This is a genomic window from uncultured Intestinimonas sp. (genome assembly GCF_944387725.1).
Taxonomy (GTDB): Bacteria; Bacillota; Clostridia; order Oscillospirales; family Oscillospiraceae; genus Intestinimonas.
On sequence record NZ_CALXGA010000017.1, the window covers coordinates 1 to 16,088 of the forward strand.

Sequence of the window (16,088 nt, forward strand, 5' to 3'; positions counted from 1 at the left end):
CATACCTTTTAGTTTCGCATATTTGCTCCTTTTGTGCAACTTTTATTTTTCAAACAAGCCCTAGGGCTTGTTTGAAACATGTCAACATGCCCAACCGGCGGGTCTTTTGTCCCCTGGACGGCGCAATTTTTCCTTGAAATCCGCCAGGATTCCTGCGAAAAAATTGCTTGCCAGAGGCCCAAAATCCCTCCCTGCTGGACACATCGCCAATTTTCAATGCGGAAAGCCGCAGGGCGGCACAGCCGCAAAAGAAACCGGCGGCCCTCTGCAAGAAAGCCGCCGCCGGCGGGCGAAAACAGCACAAAAAGCGCGGCAAAAACTGGCGCACATAGAAACCTGGCGCGGGGCAAAGCTATGTCTGGATTCCCAATCCACCATCAACGAACAGAGGAGATGTGAAGCTTATGTCCAGCAACAACAACAATTCCAACCAGCCTGTGGTCCCCAGCGCCCGTGAGGCCCTCAACAAGTTCAAGATGGAGGCGGCCCAGGAGGTGGGCGTCAACCTGAAGCAGGGCTACAACGGCGATCTCACCAGCCGCGAGGCCGGCAGCGTGGGCGGTCAGATGGTCAAAAAGATGATTCAGGCCTACGAGAACGGGATGCAGTAACCAGCTTTCCCGAAAACGGCCCGTAGCAACGCCCCGGGCCCGGAGGAACTTTCCTCCGGGCCCGGGGCCTTTTTCCATCTTCTTTATCTCTCTTCCGGCAGGCGGCGCAAAAGCAGGCCGGTCATGGGGGGCAGCTCAATGCGGGCCAGGCCGGTATCCCGGCGGGCAGGCCAGGCCACCCTGCCGTCCAGATCGGCCCAGGCGCCGGGGAGTTCCAACCGGGCCGGGGTCCCGCCCCCGTTGGCGGCGCAGAGCACCACGTCCCCCTCCCAGGTCCGGGTAAAGGCCAGCACTCCGTCCTCCGCCCGGACATACTGGATGTCCCCCCGGCGCAGGGGCGGGAGCGTCTGCCGGGCCCGGCCCAGGGCGGCGTACCAGGCCGTCAGGTCCCGGTCCTCACTCCCCCAGGGGAAGGGGCGGCGGTTGAAGGGGTCCTCAAAGCCCTCCATCCCCGCCTCGTCCCCGTAGTAGAGGGTAGGGCTGCCGGGAAAGGCGTACTGCACCAGAGAGGCCAGCCGCAGCCGCTGGAGGCCCCGCTGCCGCTCCTCCGGCGTCATGCGGTACTCGGCCCGCCACCCCTTACTCTGGGCGGCGCAATCGCTCCCTACCCCCAGCAGAGTGAGAATCCGCACCGTGTCGTGGGTGCCCAGGGCGTTCATGCCGGAGTGGAAGGCGGCGGGGGGGTAGTTCTCCCGCTGCTGCTCCATGGTCTCCCGGAAGGCCCCGGCGTCCCCCCCCAGCAGCCAGGAGAGCACCGCGTTGCGGAAGGGGTAGTTCATCAGACCGTCCAGATACCCCCCCTGGAGGTGCCGCCGCCGGACGCCGTAGGCGATCTTGTTGGAGCCGTCCTCCCACACCTCGCCGATGACCACCGCCTCGGGCTTCACCGCCCGGGCGGCGGCGTGGAGCCCGCGGATAAACTCGTCGGGGAGCTCGTCGGCCACGTCCAGCCGCCAGCCGTCCGCCCCGGCCTCCAGCCACCGGCGGACGATGCTGTCTGGGTTTTCCACAATGTAATCCACATAGCTGGGCTCGGCCTCGTTCACCGCCGGCAGGGAGTAGATGCCCCACCAGGACTCGTATTGGTCCGGCCATTGGGAGAAGCGGTACCACCTGTAATAGGGGGACTCCTTGGACTGGTGGGCCCCCAGGCCGGGGTAGGAGCCATCCCCGTTGAAGTAGCGGCTCACAAAGCCCTGGTGGTTGAAGACCCCGTCCAGCATCACCCGCATCCCCCGGGCCCGGGCGGCGGCGCAGAGGACCTCAAAGTCCTGATTGCTCCCCAGCATGGGGTCGATCTTCTCGTAGTCCCCGGTGCCGTAGCGGTGGTTCTCCGCCCCCTCGAAGACAGGACAGAAGTAGAGGGTCTCCACCCCCAGGTCCCGAAGGTAGTCCAGCTTCTCCAGGACCCCGGCGAAGGAGCCGCCGAAGAAGTCCCGGTTGCGGACCTCCCCCCGCGCATCGGGCCGCCACTCCGGCTCCTCGTACCAGCCGGTGTGGACGCTGCGGCCCCCCACCATGCCGGTGGGGTCGGGAATGGAGGTGCGGCGGAAGCGGTCGGGGAAAATCTGATAGGTGACCCCCTCTCCAAACCAGGCCGGGACCTGGGCCGTGCCGTCGTAGACCGTGAGCTGCCGCTCCGGGAGCTCCAGGCGCCTCCCGTCCAGCCCCTCCAGAAGGAAGGAGTACCAGATCAGGCCCAGGTAGTCCCCGGTGTCCAGGGTGCAGGAAAAGAGGTCCCGGTCCTCCTCCAGCCCCGTCCAGGGCATGGGGAGGGTGCGGACCTCGTTGTCCCAAAACTCAAACCGGGCCCGGAGAAAGGCCCGGGACCAGCCCTCCCCCCGGCCGGGCCGGAGGGTCAGGGCTACCTGGGTCCCGGAGGGGACCGCCCCGAAGGGGGTCTTGCACCGGGGGTCCCGGGAATCAAAGGTGGTGTGCTCGCTCAAGAAAATCCCTCGCAATGGCGTAAAAATTTCAGCGTAGAAGGGTGTTCTCCGGGGTCACTGTCTCCATGCCGCCGCCGGAGGAGAAGTAGTACTCCAGAATCTCCACGGCGATGCCGGCCAGGAGGGAACCGGAACCCCCCCGTTCCACCACGATGGCCACGGCGATCTCCGGGTCGTCGTAGGGGGCGAAGCAGACAAAGAGGTTGTTGGACTGGGTGGCGCTGCTGACCTGGGCCGATCCCGTCTTGGCGGCCACCGGGATGTCCAGATTGGCAAAGTAGCCCCGGGCGGAGCCCTCGGTGGTCACCAGCAGCATCCCCTCAGTGACAGCCGCGAGATTTTCGGGGTCCAGGTCCAGCTCATTGAGGACCTGAGGCTCGTACTGGTAGGCCACCTGGGAGTAGTCGCTGGACTTGACCTCCTTGAGGAGGTGGGCAGCGTAGTGGGTGCCGCCGTTGGCCAGGGTGGCCGCATAGTTGGCCAACTGGAGGGGGGTGAACAGGCTGTTGCCCTGGCCGATGGCGATTTGAAGGGTGATGCCGTCGTACCAGGGAAGGCCCAGGCTGAGGGTGGTCTCCTCGCAGTCCATCCGTCCGGTGGACTCCGCGATCTCAATGCCTGTGGGTTCCCCCAGGCCGAAGCGGGCGGCGTATTCCGCCAGCGTCTCCTCGCCCAGCCGCCGGCCCACATCGTAGAAGAAGACGTTGCAGGAGTCCCGGATGGCCTCGGTGACATTCTCCAGGCCGTGGGTGCCGCGGGACTCCCGGTAGAGCCAGCACATGGGCTGGTAGTCCGGGTAGGCGCGGTAGCGGCCGGTGTCCAAAATCTCCGTCTCCGGGGTGATGAGCCCCTCCTCCAGCCCGGCCAGGCCGGTGACCATCTTGAAGGTGGAACCAGGGGGATAGGCGCCCTGGGTGGCCCGGTTGAACAGGGGACGCAGGGGGTCGGCATTCAGAGTGTTGTAATTCTGGGTGTAGGTGGTTGGGTCATAGGTGGGGTAGGAGGCACTGGCCAGCACCCCGCCGGTCATGTCCACCACCACTGCCGCGCCGCCCTGGGTGTCCTGGGAGGTCAGGCCCTCGATGCCCTCGGCCAGGGCCCGCTCCACCGCCTCCTGGAGCTTGATGTCCAGGGTGAGGACCACGTTGTCCCCGGGGTCGGGGGCCAGGACCTCTCCGGTGGCGCTGTCCACCGCCCAATTCTCGTCCCCGCTGACCACCTTGCCCTGGTCGTCGGTCTCGATGGACCGCCGGCCCGGGGTACCGTGGAGGTAGGACTCAAAGGCTTGCTCCACCCCGCCCCGGCCCACCCGGGCGTCCATGGAATAGCCCAGCTCCGCATAGTAGTCCACCTCCTCGGGATAGATGGAGGTCACCAGCCCCAGAAGATGGGCGGCATAGGTGGTGTTGTAGACCCGGGTGGAGGTGGTGTCGATATTGACCCCCGCCAGTCCCGCCTCCGTGACCTTGACAATGAAGGGCATCTGGACGTCCTGGGCGAAGACGTAGGCGGTATAGGTGATCTCCCGGTCCCGGAGGGTGAGCTCATAGCGCACCCCGATCAGGGCACGGGCCTCGGCGTCGGAGAGGGCGGGGTCCACCTCATAATCGTCCCGCAGGACCTCCATAAAGGCCTGGGCGCTGGGCCGGACGGAGCCCAGGCCGGCCTGGGCGGTCTCCCGGATCGAGTCCACCTCCTCCTCATCGGGCAGGAGGCCGCTCCAGTCCCGGTCGGCCGCCAGGCGCTGGAGGTTGCTCACCGCCCCGGAGGCGGCGGAGTCCAGGGTGAAGACAAAGGGGGCGGTTTCGGAGACCGGCAGGGTATCTGCCCACGCCACCCCCTCCTCCCGGCTGATGGAGAGGAGTTTGAGGAGAATCTCGTTCTCCTCTCCCCCCATAAAGGAGGTGTCCAGGCGCACGTTGTAGCTCTCCTGGTTGGTGACCAGGACCCGGCCATAGCGGTCCAGAATCTCCCCCCGGGCGGCCTCCACCGTCTCCGTGCGGGCGATGCGCCGCTGGGACTGCTCCAGATACTCCGCCCCGTGGACGTACTGGAGGTCGTAGAGGACCCAGACAAAGGCGAACAGGATGGCCCCCAGCAGGGCGATGATGCTGCGGACGCGAAATCGAAACTGCTTGCCGTCCATGGCTGCTCCTTTCTAAAACGCGGGGAAGGGCGCTGAAATGGAATCAGAGCCGCAGAAACTTGTGAATCCGCCGCCGCACCCAGAAAAACCAGGGATAGAGGGGGCAGACAAAGCACAAGGACCAGAGAAGCTCCGGCACGGCCACCTCCAGCAGGGCCGGGAGGTGGGCAAGGCCCGTAAAGAGCCCCGAGACCACCCGGGCGGCGGCGATGACGGCCAGGGCGGCGGCGGCGCAGAGCAGGGATCCGCCGAAGTTCCGGCGCAGGGCGTACTGGGCGGCGGCCCCGGCTCCCCAGCCCAGCAGGCACAGGCCCAGGGTCATCCCCCCCCAGCCGCCGTAGTACACGGCGTCGCAGAGGATGCCCACCCCCAGGCCGAAGCCGGCCCCGGCCACAGTCCCCTCCAGCACCGCCACGGTGACGGCGGCCACCGGCAGCAGCATGGGAACCACTCCCAGCACCGGAAAGCGGTTGAGGACATAGACCTCCAGCCACCACACCGGCAGCAGGGCCAGGGCGTAGATTGTCCATTTTCGGACGTGATCCTGACGGGTCAAGACGAGACCTCCTCGGGGGTTACTCTACGATGTCGAAGTCCTTGATGATGAAGACCTGGACCAAACTCTCCAGGTCGGCCGCCGGCGTGATGACGGCGTAGCGGGACATGCCGGAGGCGTCGGTGTGGATGGACGCGATGGTCCCCACCACCAGGTCGGAGGGGTAGTTCCCCCCCAGGCCGGAGGTGAGCACCAGGTCCCCGGTAAGCAGCTCCGTGTTCTCCGGCAGGTAGGTGAGCTTCAGCCGCTCCTGGGCCATGAGGGTGAAGTCCCCTTCGAGAATGGCGATGGACTCGGTGCGGGAGAGCAGGGCCCCCATCTCCAGGGTGGCGTCCACCACGGTAATCATGGTGGACCAGTTGGTCCCCGCCTCGTCGATGATGCCCACCAGATTCCCGGCGGCGTCCACCACGCAGTCCCCCGCCGCCACCCCCTGGGCGGAGCCCTTGCTGAGGGTCATGGTGGAGGCCCAGTTGCTGGTGGAGCGGGCGGTGATGGTGGCCGACTCAAAGGTGAGCTCCCGGCGCTGCTCCCGCAGGCCCAGCAGCTCCCGCAGGCGCTCGTTCTCCTTGACGGCGGCCTCGGCGTCCCGGGCCGTCTCCTGGAGCTGGGCCAGCTCGGCCCGCAGGCGCTCGTTTTCGGCCTGGAGCTCCTCATAGTGGAAGGAGTAGTTGTAGATCCCCTCGGCCCAGCCGGCCAGGGCGGAGATGCCGTCCCGAATGGGGGTGGTCACCACCCCCAGGACGTTTTCCAGGGGGTTGGGCGCCCCCTGGAACAGGTAGGAGCCCACGGCGGTGAGGGCGGCCAGGAGGGCGGCGGCAATGAGGATCAAAAGGCCGTTGTTGCGGAAAAAGTCCTTCAATGGCGGTATCTCCTTATTCCGGCAGGGCCCCAGCGTCCTCCAGGGGACGGACCCCGAACCGGGAGAGCATCCGTCCCAGGCGGCACAGGGGCAGCCCCATGACGTTGAAGTAATCCCCCTCCAGCCGCTCCGCCAGCAGGGCCCCCAGGCCCTGGATGCCGTAGGCCCCGGCCTTGTCCATGGGCTCCCCGGTGGAGACATAGGCGGCGATCTCTTCCGGGGACAGGGAGCGGAAGGTGACAGCGGTGACTTCGTGCTCGGTGCGCCGGACTCCGTCCCGGATCAGGGTGACGCCGGTGTAGACCTGGTGGGTGCGTCCCGAGAGGGAAGTGAGCATGCTCACAGCCTCCTCCCGGTCCTGCGGCTTCCCCAGAATAGCGCCGTCCAGGGACACCACTGTATCGGCGGCCAGAATCAGGTCCCCGGGGGCGGCCCCGGCGGCCACCGCCTCCCCCTTCCGGGCCGAGAGGACCTCCACCACCTCTGCCGGGGAGAGGCCGGGGACCACGCGCTCGTCGGCGTCGGAGGCCCGGACTGTGAAGGTCAGTCCGATCTGCTCCAAAAGCTGCCGCCGCCGGGGAGAGCCGGAGGCAAGAATCAACTGCATGGGTACAACACCTCGTTTTCTATGGGCCCTCAGAGGCCGGTGGAGCCGAAGCCCCCGGTCCCCCGGGCGGTCTCGTCCAGGTCCTCCACCGGCACCAGCCGGGCCTGGACCACCGGCACCACCGCCAGCTGGGCGATGCGATCCCCAGGCCGGACGGTGTAGGGGACGTGGGAGAGGTTGGTGAGCCCCACCCGAATCTCCCCCCGGTAGTCGCTGTCAATGACCCCCACCCCGTTGGAGAGGGCGATGCCGTGCTTGACCCCCAGCCCCGATCGGGCGAAGACCAGGGCCATATACGCCGCCGAGGGCAGGGCGATGGCCAGGCCGGTGGGGATGCTCACCAGGGCCCCGGGGGAGAGGGTCAAAGGCTCGTCCAGGCAGGCATGGAGGTCCATGGCCGCCGCGCCGGGGCTGGCGTAGTAGGGAAGGGGCAGCTCCCCGCCCAGCTTGGGGGAGACGGCTTTGATTTTCAGTTCCATAACAGGGCTCCTCGTGTTTCTCTAGGGCTTGTTTGAAAATTGGCGATGTGTCCAGCAGCGAGGGATTTTGAGCCGCTGGCAAGCAATTTTTTTGCAGGAATCCTGGCGGATTTCAAGGAAAAATTGCGCCGTCCAGGGGGCAAAAGACCCGCCGGTTGGGCATGTTGACATTTTTCAAACAAGCCCTAGTTGGATGGCTTTGCCGGGCATCCGTCCGCTCGGCGGCTCCTGCGACAGCGCATCAGGGCGGCGGCGTTTAGGACCACGTTCCACCCTTTCGGCGGTTTCTTCTGCACGGGTTTCGCTCCTTTCCAGTCACTCCACATCCCGATAGTAGAGCCCCCGGGTCAGGTCCCTGGGGGCCCAGCTCCCCCGGCCCAGGCAGCGCTCCGCCGCCCGGACGCAGGTCTGGGGGTCCTCGGTGGTGAAGAGGAGCCGGGCGGCCCAGGCCCCCGCCCGGCGGTACTCCGGCTTGTCGGCCAGGAAGAGGGTCTTGGCATTGAGGATTTCACTGCGGCAGCCCGGGGCCGGGACCACCGGGAAGCGCTCTCCCTTCCGGTCGGTGAGCATGGGGCTCTCCCTGCAGGCGCAGCGGCCAAAGCCGTTTTTCACAATGCAGTTCTCGGTGATCATCAGGGGCAGCCGCCCGTAGACGATGACCTCCAGGTCCAGACACTTGGAGAGGTCCCGAATCTGAGCCAGCTTGAGCTCGAAGGAGGCGGTGGCCGAGGCGAAGCCCAGGCGCTTGAGCTCCTTGAGGGCCTGGGCGTTGAAGACGTGGAGGCCGAAGTCCCCCCGGAGGGTGAGCCCGGCGGCCTGGGCGGCGTCCATCAGGTCCAGGGCGCCCACCAGGGCGTCGGTGACTCCCAGGGCCCGGAGGGCCTCCAGGTCCCGCTCCAGGGCCTTCCGCTCCCGGTCCCAGCAGACCCGGGGCAGGACCGCCCCCACCCGGCAGCCCTGGGAGAGGGCCAGCTCCACCGTCTGGGGGTGGGCGGCGGCCTCCGCCGCCGGGAGATAGACCAGGGCGGGGCCCAGGGCGCACAGCTCCGGGGTGAGCTGCTCCGCCCGGAGCAGGGAGAAGGTGAGCGCCGGGGGCTCCCGGCGGTTTTCGTAGCGGACCCCGGGTTGGAATTCCATCAGCTCCACCGGGGCGGGGGCCCCTCTCTGGCGGGTCAGGTCCTCCAGCACCTCCCGGCGCAGGGCGTTGAGGGCGGCCGCCGGAGCCGAGAGCCCCGGCTCCACCAGGGCCCGGACGTTCTCGCAGCGGTAGGGGGTCCCCCCGGTGCGGGAGAGCTGCTTTTCCACCGCCTCCCGGTCCAGGGGGCGGGTTCGGGCCGGTTCCGGGACGGGCCCGGCGGCGGTGGCGGTGCGGCCCTCCCCGTCCCGGACCCCCACCTGAAGGGGCTCTCCGGGCCGGACCAGGGCGTAAAAAGTCACCCCCACCCGCTGGCGTTCCCCGCTGAGGTACTGGCTCCGGGTCTGGGCAAAGAGCGCACGGGGCTCCTCGCCCTCCTGCCGGACGCCGAACATCTCCGGGCCCTTTTGGTTCAGGTAGTACCCGTCGGTGAAGCCCTGCCGGGAGAAGGCGGCCTCCAGCTGCTCCAGCTCTTCGGAGGTGGGCTCCCGGTTTTCGTGGAGGGCCCGGGCGTAGATGCCCGTGACCACGGCCACATACTCCGGGCGCTTCATGCGCCCCTCCAGCTTCAGGCACTTGACCCCCAGCTTTCTGAGCTCCTGGAGGTGTCCGGCCAGGGAGAGGTCCTTGAGGGAAAGGGGGTGGCCGTTGGCCTTCTTCCCCCAACCATAGGCCAGGCGGCAGGGCTGGGCGCACAGGCCCCGGTTCCCTGAACGGCCCCCAATCACCGAGGAGAAGAAGCACTGGCCGGAGTAGCACATACACAGGGCCCCGTGGGCGAAGATTTCGATTTCGATGGGGGCGTGCAGGCAGATATACTCAATGGCCTCCCGGGAGAGCTCCCGGGCGAGGACCACCCGGGTCATGCCCAGCCCGGCGCAGCGCCGGGCCCCCTCCAGGGAGTGGACGGTGAGCTGGGTGGAGCCGTGGACGGCCAGGCCGGGGACGGTCTGACGGAGCATCCGCAGGACTCCCAGGTCCTGGATGAGCACGGCGTCCACTCCGGCCTGGGCGGCCTGGGCCACGGTCTCGGCAGCGGCGGGGAGCTCCCGGTCGGTGACCAGGGTGTTGAGGGTGAGGTAGACCTTGACCCCCCGGACGTGGCAGTAGGAGACGGCCTGGGTGAGCTCCTCCAGGGTGAAGTTTTTGGCGTTGCGGCGGGCGTTGAACGCGCCGAAGCCCAGATAGACGGCGTCGGCGCCGGCCTGCACCGCAGCGGTAACCGCCTCCGGCGATCCGGCAGGGGCGAGCAGTTCCAGCATGGGGATTTCCTCTCTGTTTGATTTTCCATAGAAACGGTTGGGCAAGGGTACCCCCCCTTGGGGTCGTTTGCCAGATTCCATCTGGCCTTGAGGTCCGGCGGCCAGCCGGAGGCAAGGGGCCCCCCTGAGGGTCCAGCGTCCCGCCGGAACAGGTCTCGGCACCCTGCCGGGGGCCGGAATCCCTCCGGGGGCCGCAAACCCGTTCCGGCGGGACGCCGGACCTTCAAAAGGGGGCCTGCCCCCGAAATCCCCCAGTCAGGTGGCGGTCTTCCCCCCGGCGGGCGGCTTCTTGTTCTGGAGCTTGAAAATCTCCCGCTTGGCCTCGGAGAGCTCCATCTTCAGCTTGGTGGCCTCCTCCAGGTACTCCTTGAGCTGGCGGCGGAGGTTTTCCGAGGTCTCCACCTCTTTGAAATACTCGTCGGCAATATTCAGTGCGCCCAGTACCGCGCCATCCACCAGAGAGACCTTGGACGCCTCCAACACCTCCTGGATCTTCGCATCCACATGGGCGGCCACCTTTTCCATGTAGCAGGACTCCTCAGAGGCGACCAGATGGTAGGTCTGCCCCGCGATGGAAACAGCGATCTTGTTTTTCACAACGGGCCCTCCCTAGTTGAGATGATGCAACATTATATCATAAGTTGGCAAGAGATGAAAATGAAATTTATCTTTTCTTCCGACAGGTTTTACGGTACAATAGACGGTACGGAAGGAAGGAGGCGGAGCGAATGACGGTGCAGGTGCTGCCCCCGGGCGGGGTGGTCTCTATGACGGCGGCGGCCGCCGACCGTCTGGTGAAGGGGGGCAGCGGGGACGCCGCCCTCCTCTATCTTCACCTCCTGCGGAGGGGCGGGCTCTTTGAGGCCGAAGCCGCCCGGAAAGCCCTGGGCTGGACCGACGCCCGGGTCCAGGAGGCCTACCGGGCCCTGGCCGGGCTGGGCCTGGCCAGGGCCGACGCCGACCTCTCGCCCGCCCCGGCCCCCCCGGAGCCGGAGGGCCCCCCGGACTACGCCGCCGCCGACATCGCCCAGGAGCTGGAGGGGGGCGGGATCTTCCCCCATCTGGTCCGGGAGCTGGAGCGGCGTCTGGGAAAGGTCCTCTCTCCCTCCGATTTGAAGATGCTCTACACCATGTACGACTTTCTGGCCCTCCCCGCCGAGGTCATTTTGCTGCTGACCACCTGGTGTACCGAGGAGGCCCAGCGCAAGTACGGCCCCGGCCGCAAGCCCCGGATGTCCCAGCTCCGCCGGGAGGCCTTCCTCTGGAAGCGCCTGGGGGTGGACACCCCCGAGGCCGCCGACGCCCACGTCCGGCACCTCTCCGCCCTCCGGGACCGGGAGCGCACCCTTCTGCCCCGGCTGGGCATCTCCGGCCGGCCTCCGGTGGAGGGGGAGCGCAGGTATCTCGCCTCCTGGGTGGATCTGGGCTTCGACGACGAGGCCATCGCCCTGGCCTACGAGCGGACCGTTATGAAGAAGGGGGCCCTGAACTGGGCCTATATGAACTCCATCCTCCGCAGCTGGCACCAGAAGGGCCTCCACACCCGGCAGCAGGTGGAGGAGGGGGACTCCACCCGGCCCCAGAGCCCGGCCCGGAGTCCGGCGGGCCCGGCGGCCCAGCCCTCCCCCCAGCGGGCCCAGGAGCGGCTCAAGGAGGATATGGACTGGATGGACCGGTTCCTGGAGGAGACCGGAAAGAAGGAGGACTAGCCCATGGGATACAGCGAAAGCGTTCTGCACAGCGCCCAGGCCCGGCTGGCCGCCCAGCGATCGGCCTGGCGTTCCCGGCAGGAGGCGACCCGCCAGGAGATCTTCCGAACCCTGCCCCGGGCCCGGGAGATCGACCGGAAGCTCCGGCAGACCATGGCCCAGGTGGTGGCCGCCGCCCTCCGGGAGGGGGTAGACCCCGGCCCGGCCCTGGCGCACATCCGGGCGGAGAACCAGGCCCTCCAGCGGGAGCTCTCCGGCCTCCTCACCAGCCACGGCTGGAGCGCCGGCGCCCTGGAGGACAAGCCCATGTGCCCCAAGTGCGGGGACACCGGCTGGGTGGGGGCCGGCATGTGCGACTGCCTCAAGGCCCTCTGCGCCCAGGAGCAGCTCAAGGAGCTCTCCCAGCTGCTGGACCTGGGGGAGCAGTCCTTCGAGAAATTTGACTTTTCCTACTACTCCCCGGAGGTGTGGCCCGACTGGGGCCGCTCCCCCCGGGAGAACATGGAGAAGGTCTATAAAATCTGCCGGGATTACGCCCGGAACTTTGGCCGGTACTACTTTGACAACCTCTTCCTCAGCGGGGGCACCGGCCTGGGGAAGACCTTCCTGTCGGCCTGCATCGCCCGGACCGTGTCGGAAAACGGCTTCTCCGTGGTCTACGAAACGGCGGGGAACCTCTTCGCCCAGTTCGAGACGGAAAAATTTTCCCGGGACGGGGGGGACGCCCGGGAGGCCCGGGACGGCACCCGGCGGTATCTGGGCTGTGATCTGCTGGTGCTGGACGACCTGGGCAGCGAGCTGTCCACCCCCTTCGTCCAGTCCGCCCTCTACCGGCTGGTGAACAGCCGCCTGGCCGCCGGGCGGCGGACGGTTGTCAGCTCCAACCTCACCATGGACGACGTGCGGCTGCGGTACACCCCCCAGATCGCCTCCCGGCTGGAGGGGGAGTACCGGGTCCTGCCCTTCTTCGGCCAGGACATCCGCCTCCAGCGCAAGCAGAGACTCTGAGCACACAAGGAAAGGCCGCCCGGACGGGCGGCCTTTGTGCTACGTCCGGGGCGGAGAATCGGGTGGCTCCGCCCGGTCCAGGGTCTCCAAATGGGCCCGCAGGACCAGGTTGATGTAGCTGGAGAGGGAGCGGTCTCCTCGGCCAAGGCGGAAACACGCTCCAGAATGGGGGCGTCCAGGGCTATGCTGACGCTTTTCTTCAAGGGCCGCATGGGAAATCACCTCAAGGCTGGCTTCACATTGTCTTAGGGCTTGTTTGAAAATTGGCGATGCGTCCAGCGGCGATGGATTTTGGCCGCTGGCAAGCAATTTTTTCGCAGGAATCCTGGCGGATTTCAAGGAAATATTGCGCCGTCCAGGGGGCAAAAGCCCCGCCGGTTGGGCATGTTGACATGTTTCAAACAAGCCCTAAAAGAAAAGGTCAGTCTGACCCTGGATATGACCGTTCTGGAGCGTCTTCACACGTTAGCGGAAGACTCGGACCGCTCCCTTTCCAGCTATGTCAATCTTGTCCTGCGGGACCACCTGGAGAACCAGGAATCGGTGGAGCCCTCCAGAAGAAACATTTTACATCGGTGATGGTAATGTACAGCAACGAGTTTGAAGCGGCCTTTTCTGATTTTCTGGAGCGGCACGCGTATGACGAGGCCGAGCACTACCTCTTTTCCATGGTGCGGCTGGCCTTTGCCGCCGGCTGGCGGGCGGCTGGGGGACAGCCCCCCAAAACCGAGCGAATTTACCAGCTCCTGCCCCCGCCGGAGGGCCAAACTGCGTCCGCGTCGGAACTATAACAGAAAAGGATGGGCTCCAGGATTTCCCGAAACCCATCCTCTTTTTCGTGTTTTTTACTTCAAAGCCTTGGAGAGGACCTTGAAGGCGGGGGTGCCGGAGACCTTCAGCAGGTCGAAGACCGCCCCCTCGGCGGTGAGGATCACCGCCCCCATTTCCCGCATGAGGGCCAGGCCGCTCTTGTAGTTGTGGGTGAACCGGGAGCACACTGCGTCCTGGATCAGGAAGACCTGGTAGCCCTGCTCCAGCAGGCTCCGGGTGGTCTGGTAGACGCACACATGGGTCTCGGTGCCGCACACCACCACCGACTTCCGGCCCAGGGCGGAGAGCACGCCCAGGAGCTCGGGGCCAGCGGCGTCAAAGGCGGACTTCTCAATCCGGGTCCAGCCCTGGGGCATGGCCTCCAGCAGCTCGGCGGAGGTGGCCCCCAGGCCCTGGGGGTACTGCTCGGTAACCACCACCGGGAAGTCAAGCTGTTGAGCCGCCAGAAGGAGCAGCTTGGTGTTCTTGAGGACCTGGGGGGTGTGGTCCATGGCCGCCATCAACTTCTCCTGGGCGTCGATGACCAGGAGGACGGCGTCCTCGGCGTTGAGGCGGAAACGGGCGTTCTGGTTCTTTTCCATGGGGATGCACTTCCTTTCTCGTTAGTCCCTCCCGGCGGAAGGGGGCGGAGCCTTAATAGGCAGGTGCAGAGCGGGCCCCGGCGGGGTGGCCGCCGGCGGAGAGATTCCCCTTGAAGTCCCGGTCCAGCCAGGCGTCCAGGGGGCCGCCGCTGACCGCCGCCCGGAAGAAGCGGGCCGTCTGCTGGGCGGCGGGCTCCACGGCGGCGGAGAGCTGCTGGGTCAGGTAGACGTTGCTCTCTTCAAAGGCGGACCGGGGCCGGGCGGTGAGGAAGATCCCCCGGAGGGCCCGGAGCTTGGGCAACCGGCCCGCCAGGAAGTTGGCCGGGCGGCTGAGCTGGCGCCCGGAGAGCCGGGCAAAGAGGGCGGTGGTCTTCCGCATGGAGCGGTAGCCCTCCTCCACCTGGGCGGGGCCGGCCTCATAGGCCAGGGCGGCGGCGGCAAAGACCTCCTCCGGCGGCACGGGGGGCAGGTAGGAGCAGCCCAGGGAGCGCAGGCCGTCCCGCTCCATCAGCAGGCGGTCAAACTCGGCCTCCATGGCCAGATGGGTCACAGGTCCGGCGTCGGCCTTTTGGTCGATCCAGCGGTGGCAGGCGCTGTCCAGGGCCAGGTGGCACAGGAAGCCGGCGGCATAGCCCCAGGCCATGGGCCGCTCCTCCGCCACCCCACGGCGCAGCCGCTCGAAGACCGGCAGGGCGGACTGGGCGTGGAGGGCCATGCCCTCCCGGCGGACCCGGTTGGGCAGGACCGGGTGGTAGAAGAACAGGGGGTCAGGCCCCAGGCAGCCCAGATCGAAGGCGGGGCGCTCCTCCTCCAGCCGGAGGCGCAGGGCGGGGTCCAGGCGGGCGAGCACCTGGGCGCCGAAGGTCAGATGGGCGTAATAATTGGGCATGAATGGTCCTCTTTCTGTCTGCGATGTAGTTTCCTTGATTCTACCACGTTTTCCGAGAGAAGAAAAGAGCAAAATTGCCGAATTCCCCGGCCCGGCCCCCGGCCTTCCCCCCAAAGCGCCCGGCGGCAGACAGGGAAAAGGCCGCCTCTTTCGAGGCGGCCTTTGGCCGTTACCGCCGGTTGTAGGCGTCGCAGATGCGGTTGGTGTTCTTGATGAGGAAGAACATGGCCACATAGGGGCCGATGCCGCACAGCAGCAGGCCCAGCAGATACCACAGCAGGATGGTGGTGCCGTTCTCCTGGATGTTCAGGCCGTACCGGGGGCCGTTGGCCGCCAGGCGGTTGGCCACGCAGTAGTACCAGTAGAGGGCATAGAACCCGCAGGTGACAATGCTCAGCAGGATAAAGGGCAGCAGGCCGGGGGTCCGCTCCCCGTCGCCCTCGCAGACGGTGTTCACGTCCCGGGCCAGGGTGTAGAGGAAGTAGTAGCCGTAGATGCCGCAGGTGACGATGTTCAGCAGGATGTAGGCCACCAGGCTCCGGTCAGTCTTCAGGGGGCCGGTCTGGTAGCTGTAAGCGCCGCCGCCGGGCTGGGGGGCGCCCTGATAGCCGTAGGAGTAATTCTGTCGCGCCTGGCCGCCGTCCTGGGCCCCAGAGGGGCCGGGCTGGTAGTAGCCTCCGGAGGGCGGGGGGGTCTGCTGGGGACCGCCGGCGGGGGCGTCATTGGACAGCAGCAGAGCGAGGCCCTCCAGGACGCTGGCCTTGAGGCTGTCCCCGGTCTTGCCCAGGAAGGGGGGCTCCCCCATCAGATAGAGGAGCAGGAAGACCACCGCCGCCGGCAGGGCGTACCACAGGAAGCTGAAGCTGAAGTGGAAGTAACCGCCCAGCAGGTTGACCAGGGTGGCCAGGAGGTTGAGCACCAGCCGGGCCGCCACCCCCGCGCACAGGCAGGCCATAAGGGCGTCATTGGCCGGCGGCGTGCGCTTGAGGATCAGGACCACCAGCACCAGGGCCATCCAAATGGCCGCCACCGCCCCCAGGAGGCTCAGGAGCACAAAGGGGATGCTCCCCAGCCAGAAATAGGAGAACAGCCGCAGGGTACCGAGCAGGAGGCCCAGGGCCTGGAAGGCGAAGAGGGCGGCGCAGATGCCCGAAAAGATTTTCAGCACCAGGTCCAGGGTCTTGGCGTTGGGGTTCCCGCCGCCGGGGGGCGGGTAGGACCCGCCGGGGGGCGGATATGAGCCTCCCGGGGGCGGGTAGGAGCCACCGGGAGGCGGCGGGGGCGGTGTGGCCCCCGAAGAGGCCGCGCCGGAGTCTGCCGGCGCACCGCAGTTGGCGCAGAACTTCTGGCCGTCCTGAAGCTCTTGGCCGCACTTGCTGCAATACATGGTTCGGATTCTCCCTTCTCTCAACATGGTCTGCCTCCGCCGCCGGGGACAGGACCCTCCCAAGGGAGGAGGGCGGCGG

16 protein-coding genes are annotated in these 16,088 nt (G+C 67.0%); 5 read left to right on the forward strand and 11 right to left on the reverse strand.

The window, feature by feature from the left end:
• The first annotated feature begins 404 nt into the window (after positions 1-404).
• The gene (locus Q0K09_RS04185) at positions 405-611 is read left to right on the forward strand and encodes an alpha/beta-type small acid-soluble spore protein (RefSeq protein WP_294473350.1); all 207 of its coding nucleotides are present in this window, start codon (positions 405-407) and stop codon (positions 609-611) included.
• An 83-nt stretch (positions 612-694) separates the two neighbouring features.
• On the opposite strand, the gene Q0K09_RS04190 is transcribed toward Q0K09_RS04185, so the two are convergent.
• The 8 genes from Q0K09_RS04190 to Q0K09_RS04225 all read right to left on the reverse strand — a co-directional run bounded on the left by Q0K09_RS04190 (position 695) and on the right by Q0K09_RS04225 (position 10,201).
• Positions 695-2,557, reverse strand: a complete 1,863-nt coding sequence (locus tag Q0K09_RS04190; protein WP_294473353.1) for a glycoside hydrolase family 13 protein — start codon at positions 2,555-2,557, stop codon at positions 695-697.
• 28 nt (positions 2,558-2,585) lie between these two features.
• Complete coding sequence (locus Q0K09_RS04195; protein WP_294473356.1) at positions 2,586-4,703, reverse strand: penicillin-binding transpeptidase domain-containing protein; 2,118 nt, start codon at positions 4,701-4,703, stop codon at positions 2,586-2,588.
• 43 nt (positions 4,704-4,746) lie between these two features.
• The gene (mreD, locus tag Q0K09_RS04200; protein ID WP_294473360.1) at positions 4,747-5,259 is read right to left on the reverse strand and encodes a rod shape-determining protein MreD; all 513 of its coding nucleotides are present in this window, start codon (positions 5,257-5,259) and stop codon (positions 4,747-4,749) included.
• Between the two features lie 19 nt (positions 5,260-5,278).
• A complete protein-coding gene (gene mreC, locus Q0K09_RS04205; RefSeq protein ID WP_294473364.1) occupies positions 5,279-6,121 on the reverse strand; it encodes a rod shape-determining protein MreC in 843 nt (280 codons plus the stop codon).
• Positions 6,122-6,134: 13 nt separating this feature from the next.
• Entirely contained in the window at positions 6,135-6,728 is a 594-nt protein-coding gene (locus tag Q0K09_RS04210; RefSeq protein WP_294473367.1) for a Maf family protein, read from the reverse strand.
• Between the two features lie 29 nt (positions 6,729-6,757).
• On the reverse strand, positions 6,758-7,207 hold the full coding sequence (dut, locus tag Q0K09_RS04215) for a dUTP diphosphatase (protein ID WP_294473370.1): 450 nt from the start codon (positions 7,205-7,207) through the stop codon (positions 6,758-6,760).
• A 315-nt stretch (positions 7,208-7,522) separates the two neighbouring features.
• Positions 7,523-9,604, reverse strand: coding sequence for a U32 family peptidase (locus Q0K09_RS04220; protein WP_294473373.1), 2,082 nt, complete (start codon positions 9,602-9,604; stop codon positions 7,523-7,525).
• Positions 9,605-9,859: 255 nt separating this feature from the next.
• Positions 9,860-10,201, reverse strand: a complete 342-nt coding sequence (locus Q0K09_RS04225) for a cell division protein ZapA (RefSeq protein WP_294473376.1) — start codon at positions 10,199-10,201, stop codon at positions 9,860-9,862.
• 131 nt (positions 10,202-10,332) lie between these two features.
• Between Q0K09_RS04225 and Q0K09_RS04230 the strand changes: the two genes are divergently transcribed.
• The 4 genes from Q0K09_RS04230 to Q0K09_RS04245 all read left to right on the forward strand — a co-directional run bounded on the left by Q0K09_RS04230 (position 10,333) and on the right by Q0K09_RS04245 (position 13,112).
• Complete coding sequence (locus Q0K09_RS04230) at positions 10,333-11,313, forward strand: DnaD domain protein (RefSeq protein WP_294473379.1); 981 nt, start codon at positions 10,333-10,335, stop codon at positions 11,311-11,313.
• Positions 11,314-11,316: 3 nt separating this feature from the next.
• The gene (locus tag Q0K09_RS04235; protein WP_294473382.1) at positions 11,317-12,321 is read left to right on the forward strand and encodes an ATP-binding protein; all 1,005 of its coding nucleotides are present in this window, start codon (positions 11,317-11,319) and stop codon (positions 12,319-12,321) included.
• Between the two features lie 384 nt (positions 12,322-12,705).
• Positions 12,706-12,900 (forward strand): TraY domain-containing protein, encoded by a 195-nt coding sequence (locus Q0K09_RS04240; RefSeq protein WP_294473386.1) that lies wholly within the window; start codon positions 12,706-12,708, stop codon positions 12,898-12,900.
• Positions 12,897-13,112, forward strand: coding sequence for a hypothetical protein (locus Q0K09_RS04245; protein ID WP_294473387.1), 216 nt, complete (start codon positions 12,897-12,899; stop codon positions 13,110-13,112). The genes Q0K09_RS04240 and Q0K09_RS04245 overlap by 4 nt, the downstream gene beginning before the upstream one ends.
• Positions 13,113-13,166: 54 nt before the next feature.
• On the opposite strand, the gene Q0K09_RS04250 is transcribed toward Q0K09_RS04245, so the two are convergent.
• From Q0K09_RS04250 to Q0K09_RS04260, 3 genes are all read right to left on the reverse strand, one after another.
• Entirely contained in the window at positions 13,167-13,733 is a 567-nt protein-coding gene (locus tag Q0K09_RS04250; RefSeq protein WP_294473390.1) for an isochorismatase family protein, read from the reverse strand.
• Positions 13,734-13,785: 52 nt separating this feature from the next.
• On the reverse strand, positions 13,786-14,622 hold the full coding sequence (locus Q0K09_RS04255; protein ID WP_294473393.1) for a zinc dependent phospholipase C family protein: 837 nt from the start codon (positions 14,620-14,622) through the stop codon (positions 13,786-13,788).
• 169 nt (positions 14,623-14,791) lie between these two features.
• Complete coding sequence (locus Q0K09_RS04260; protein ID WP_294473396.1) at positions 14,792-16,009, reverse strand: DUF4234 domain-containing protein; 1,218 nt, start codon at positions 16,007-16,009, stop codon at positions 14,792-14,794.
• Positions 16,010-16,088: the final 79 nt, after the last annotated feature.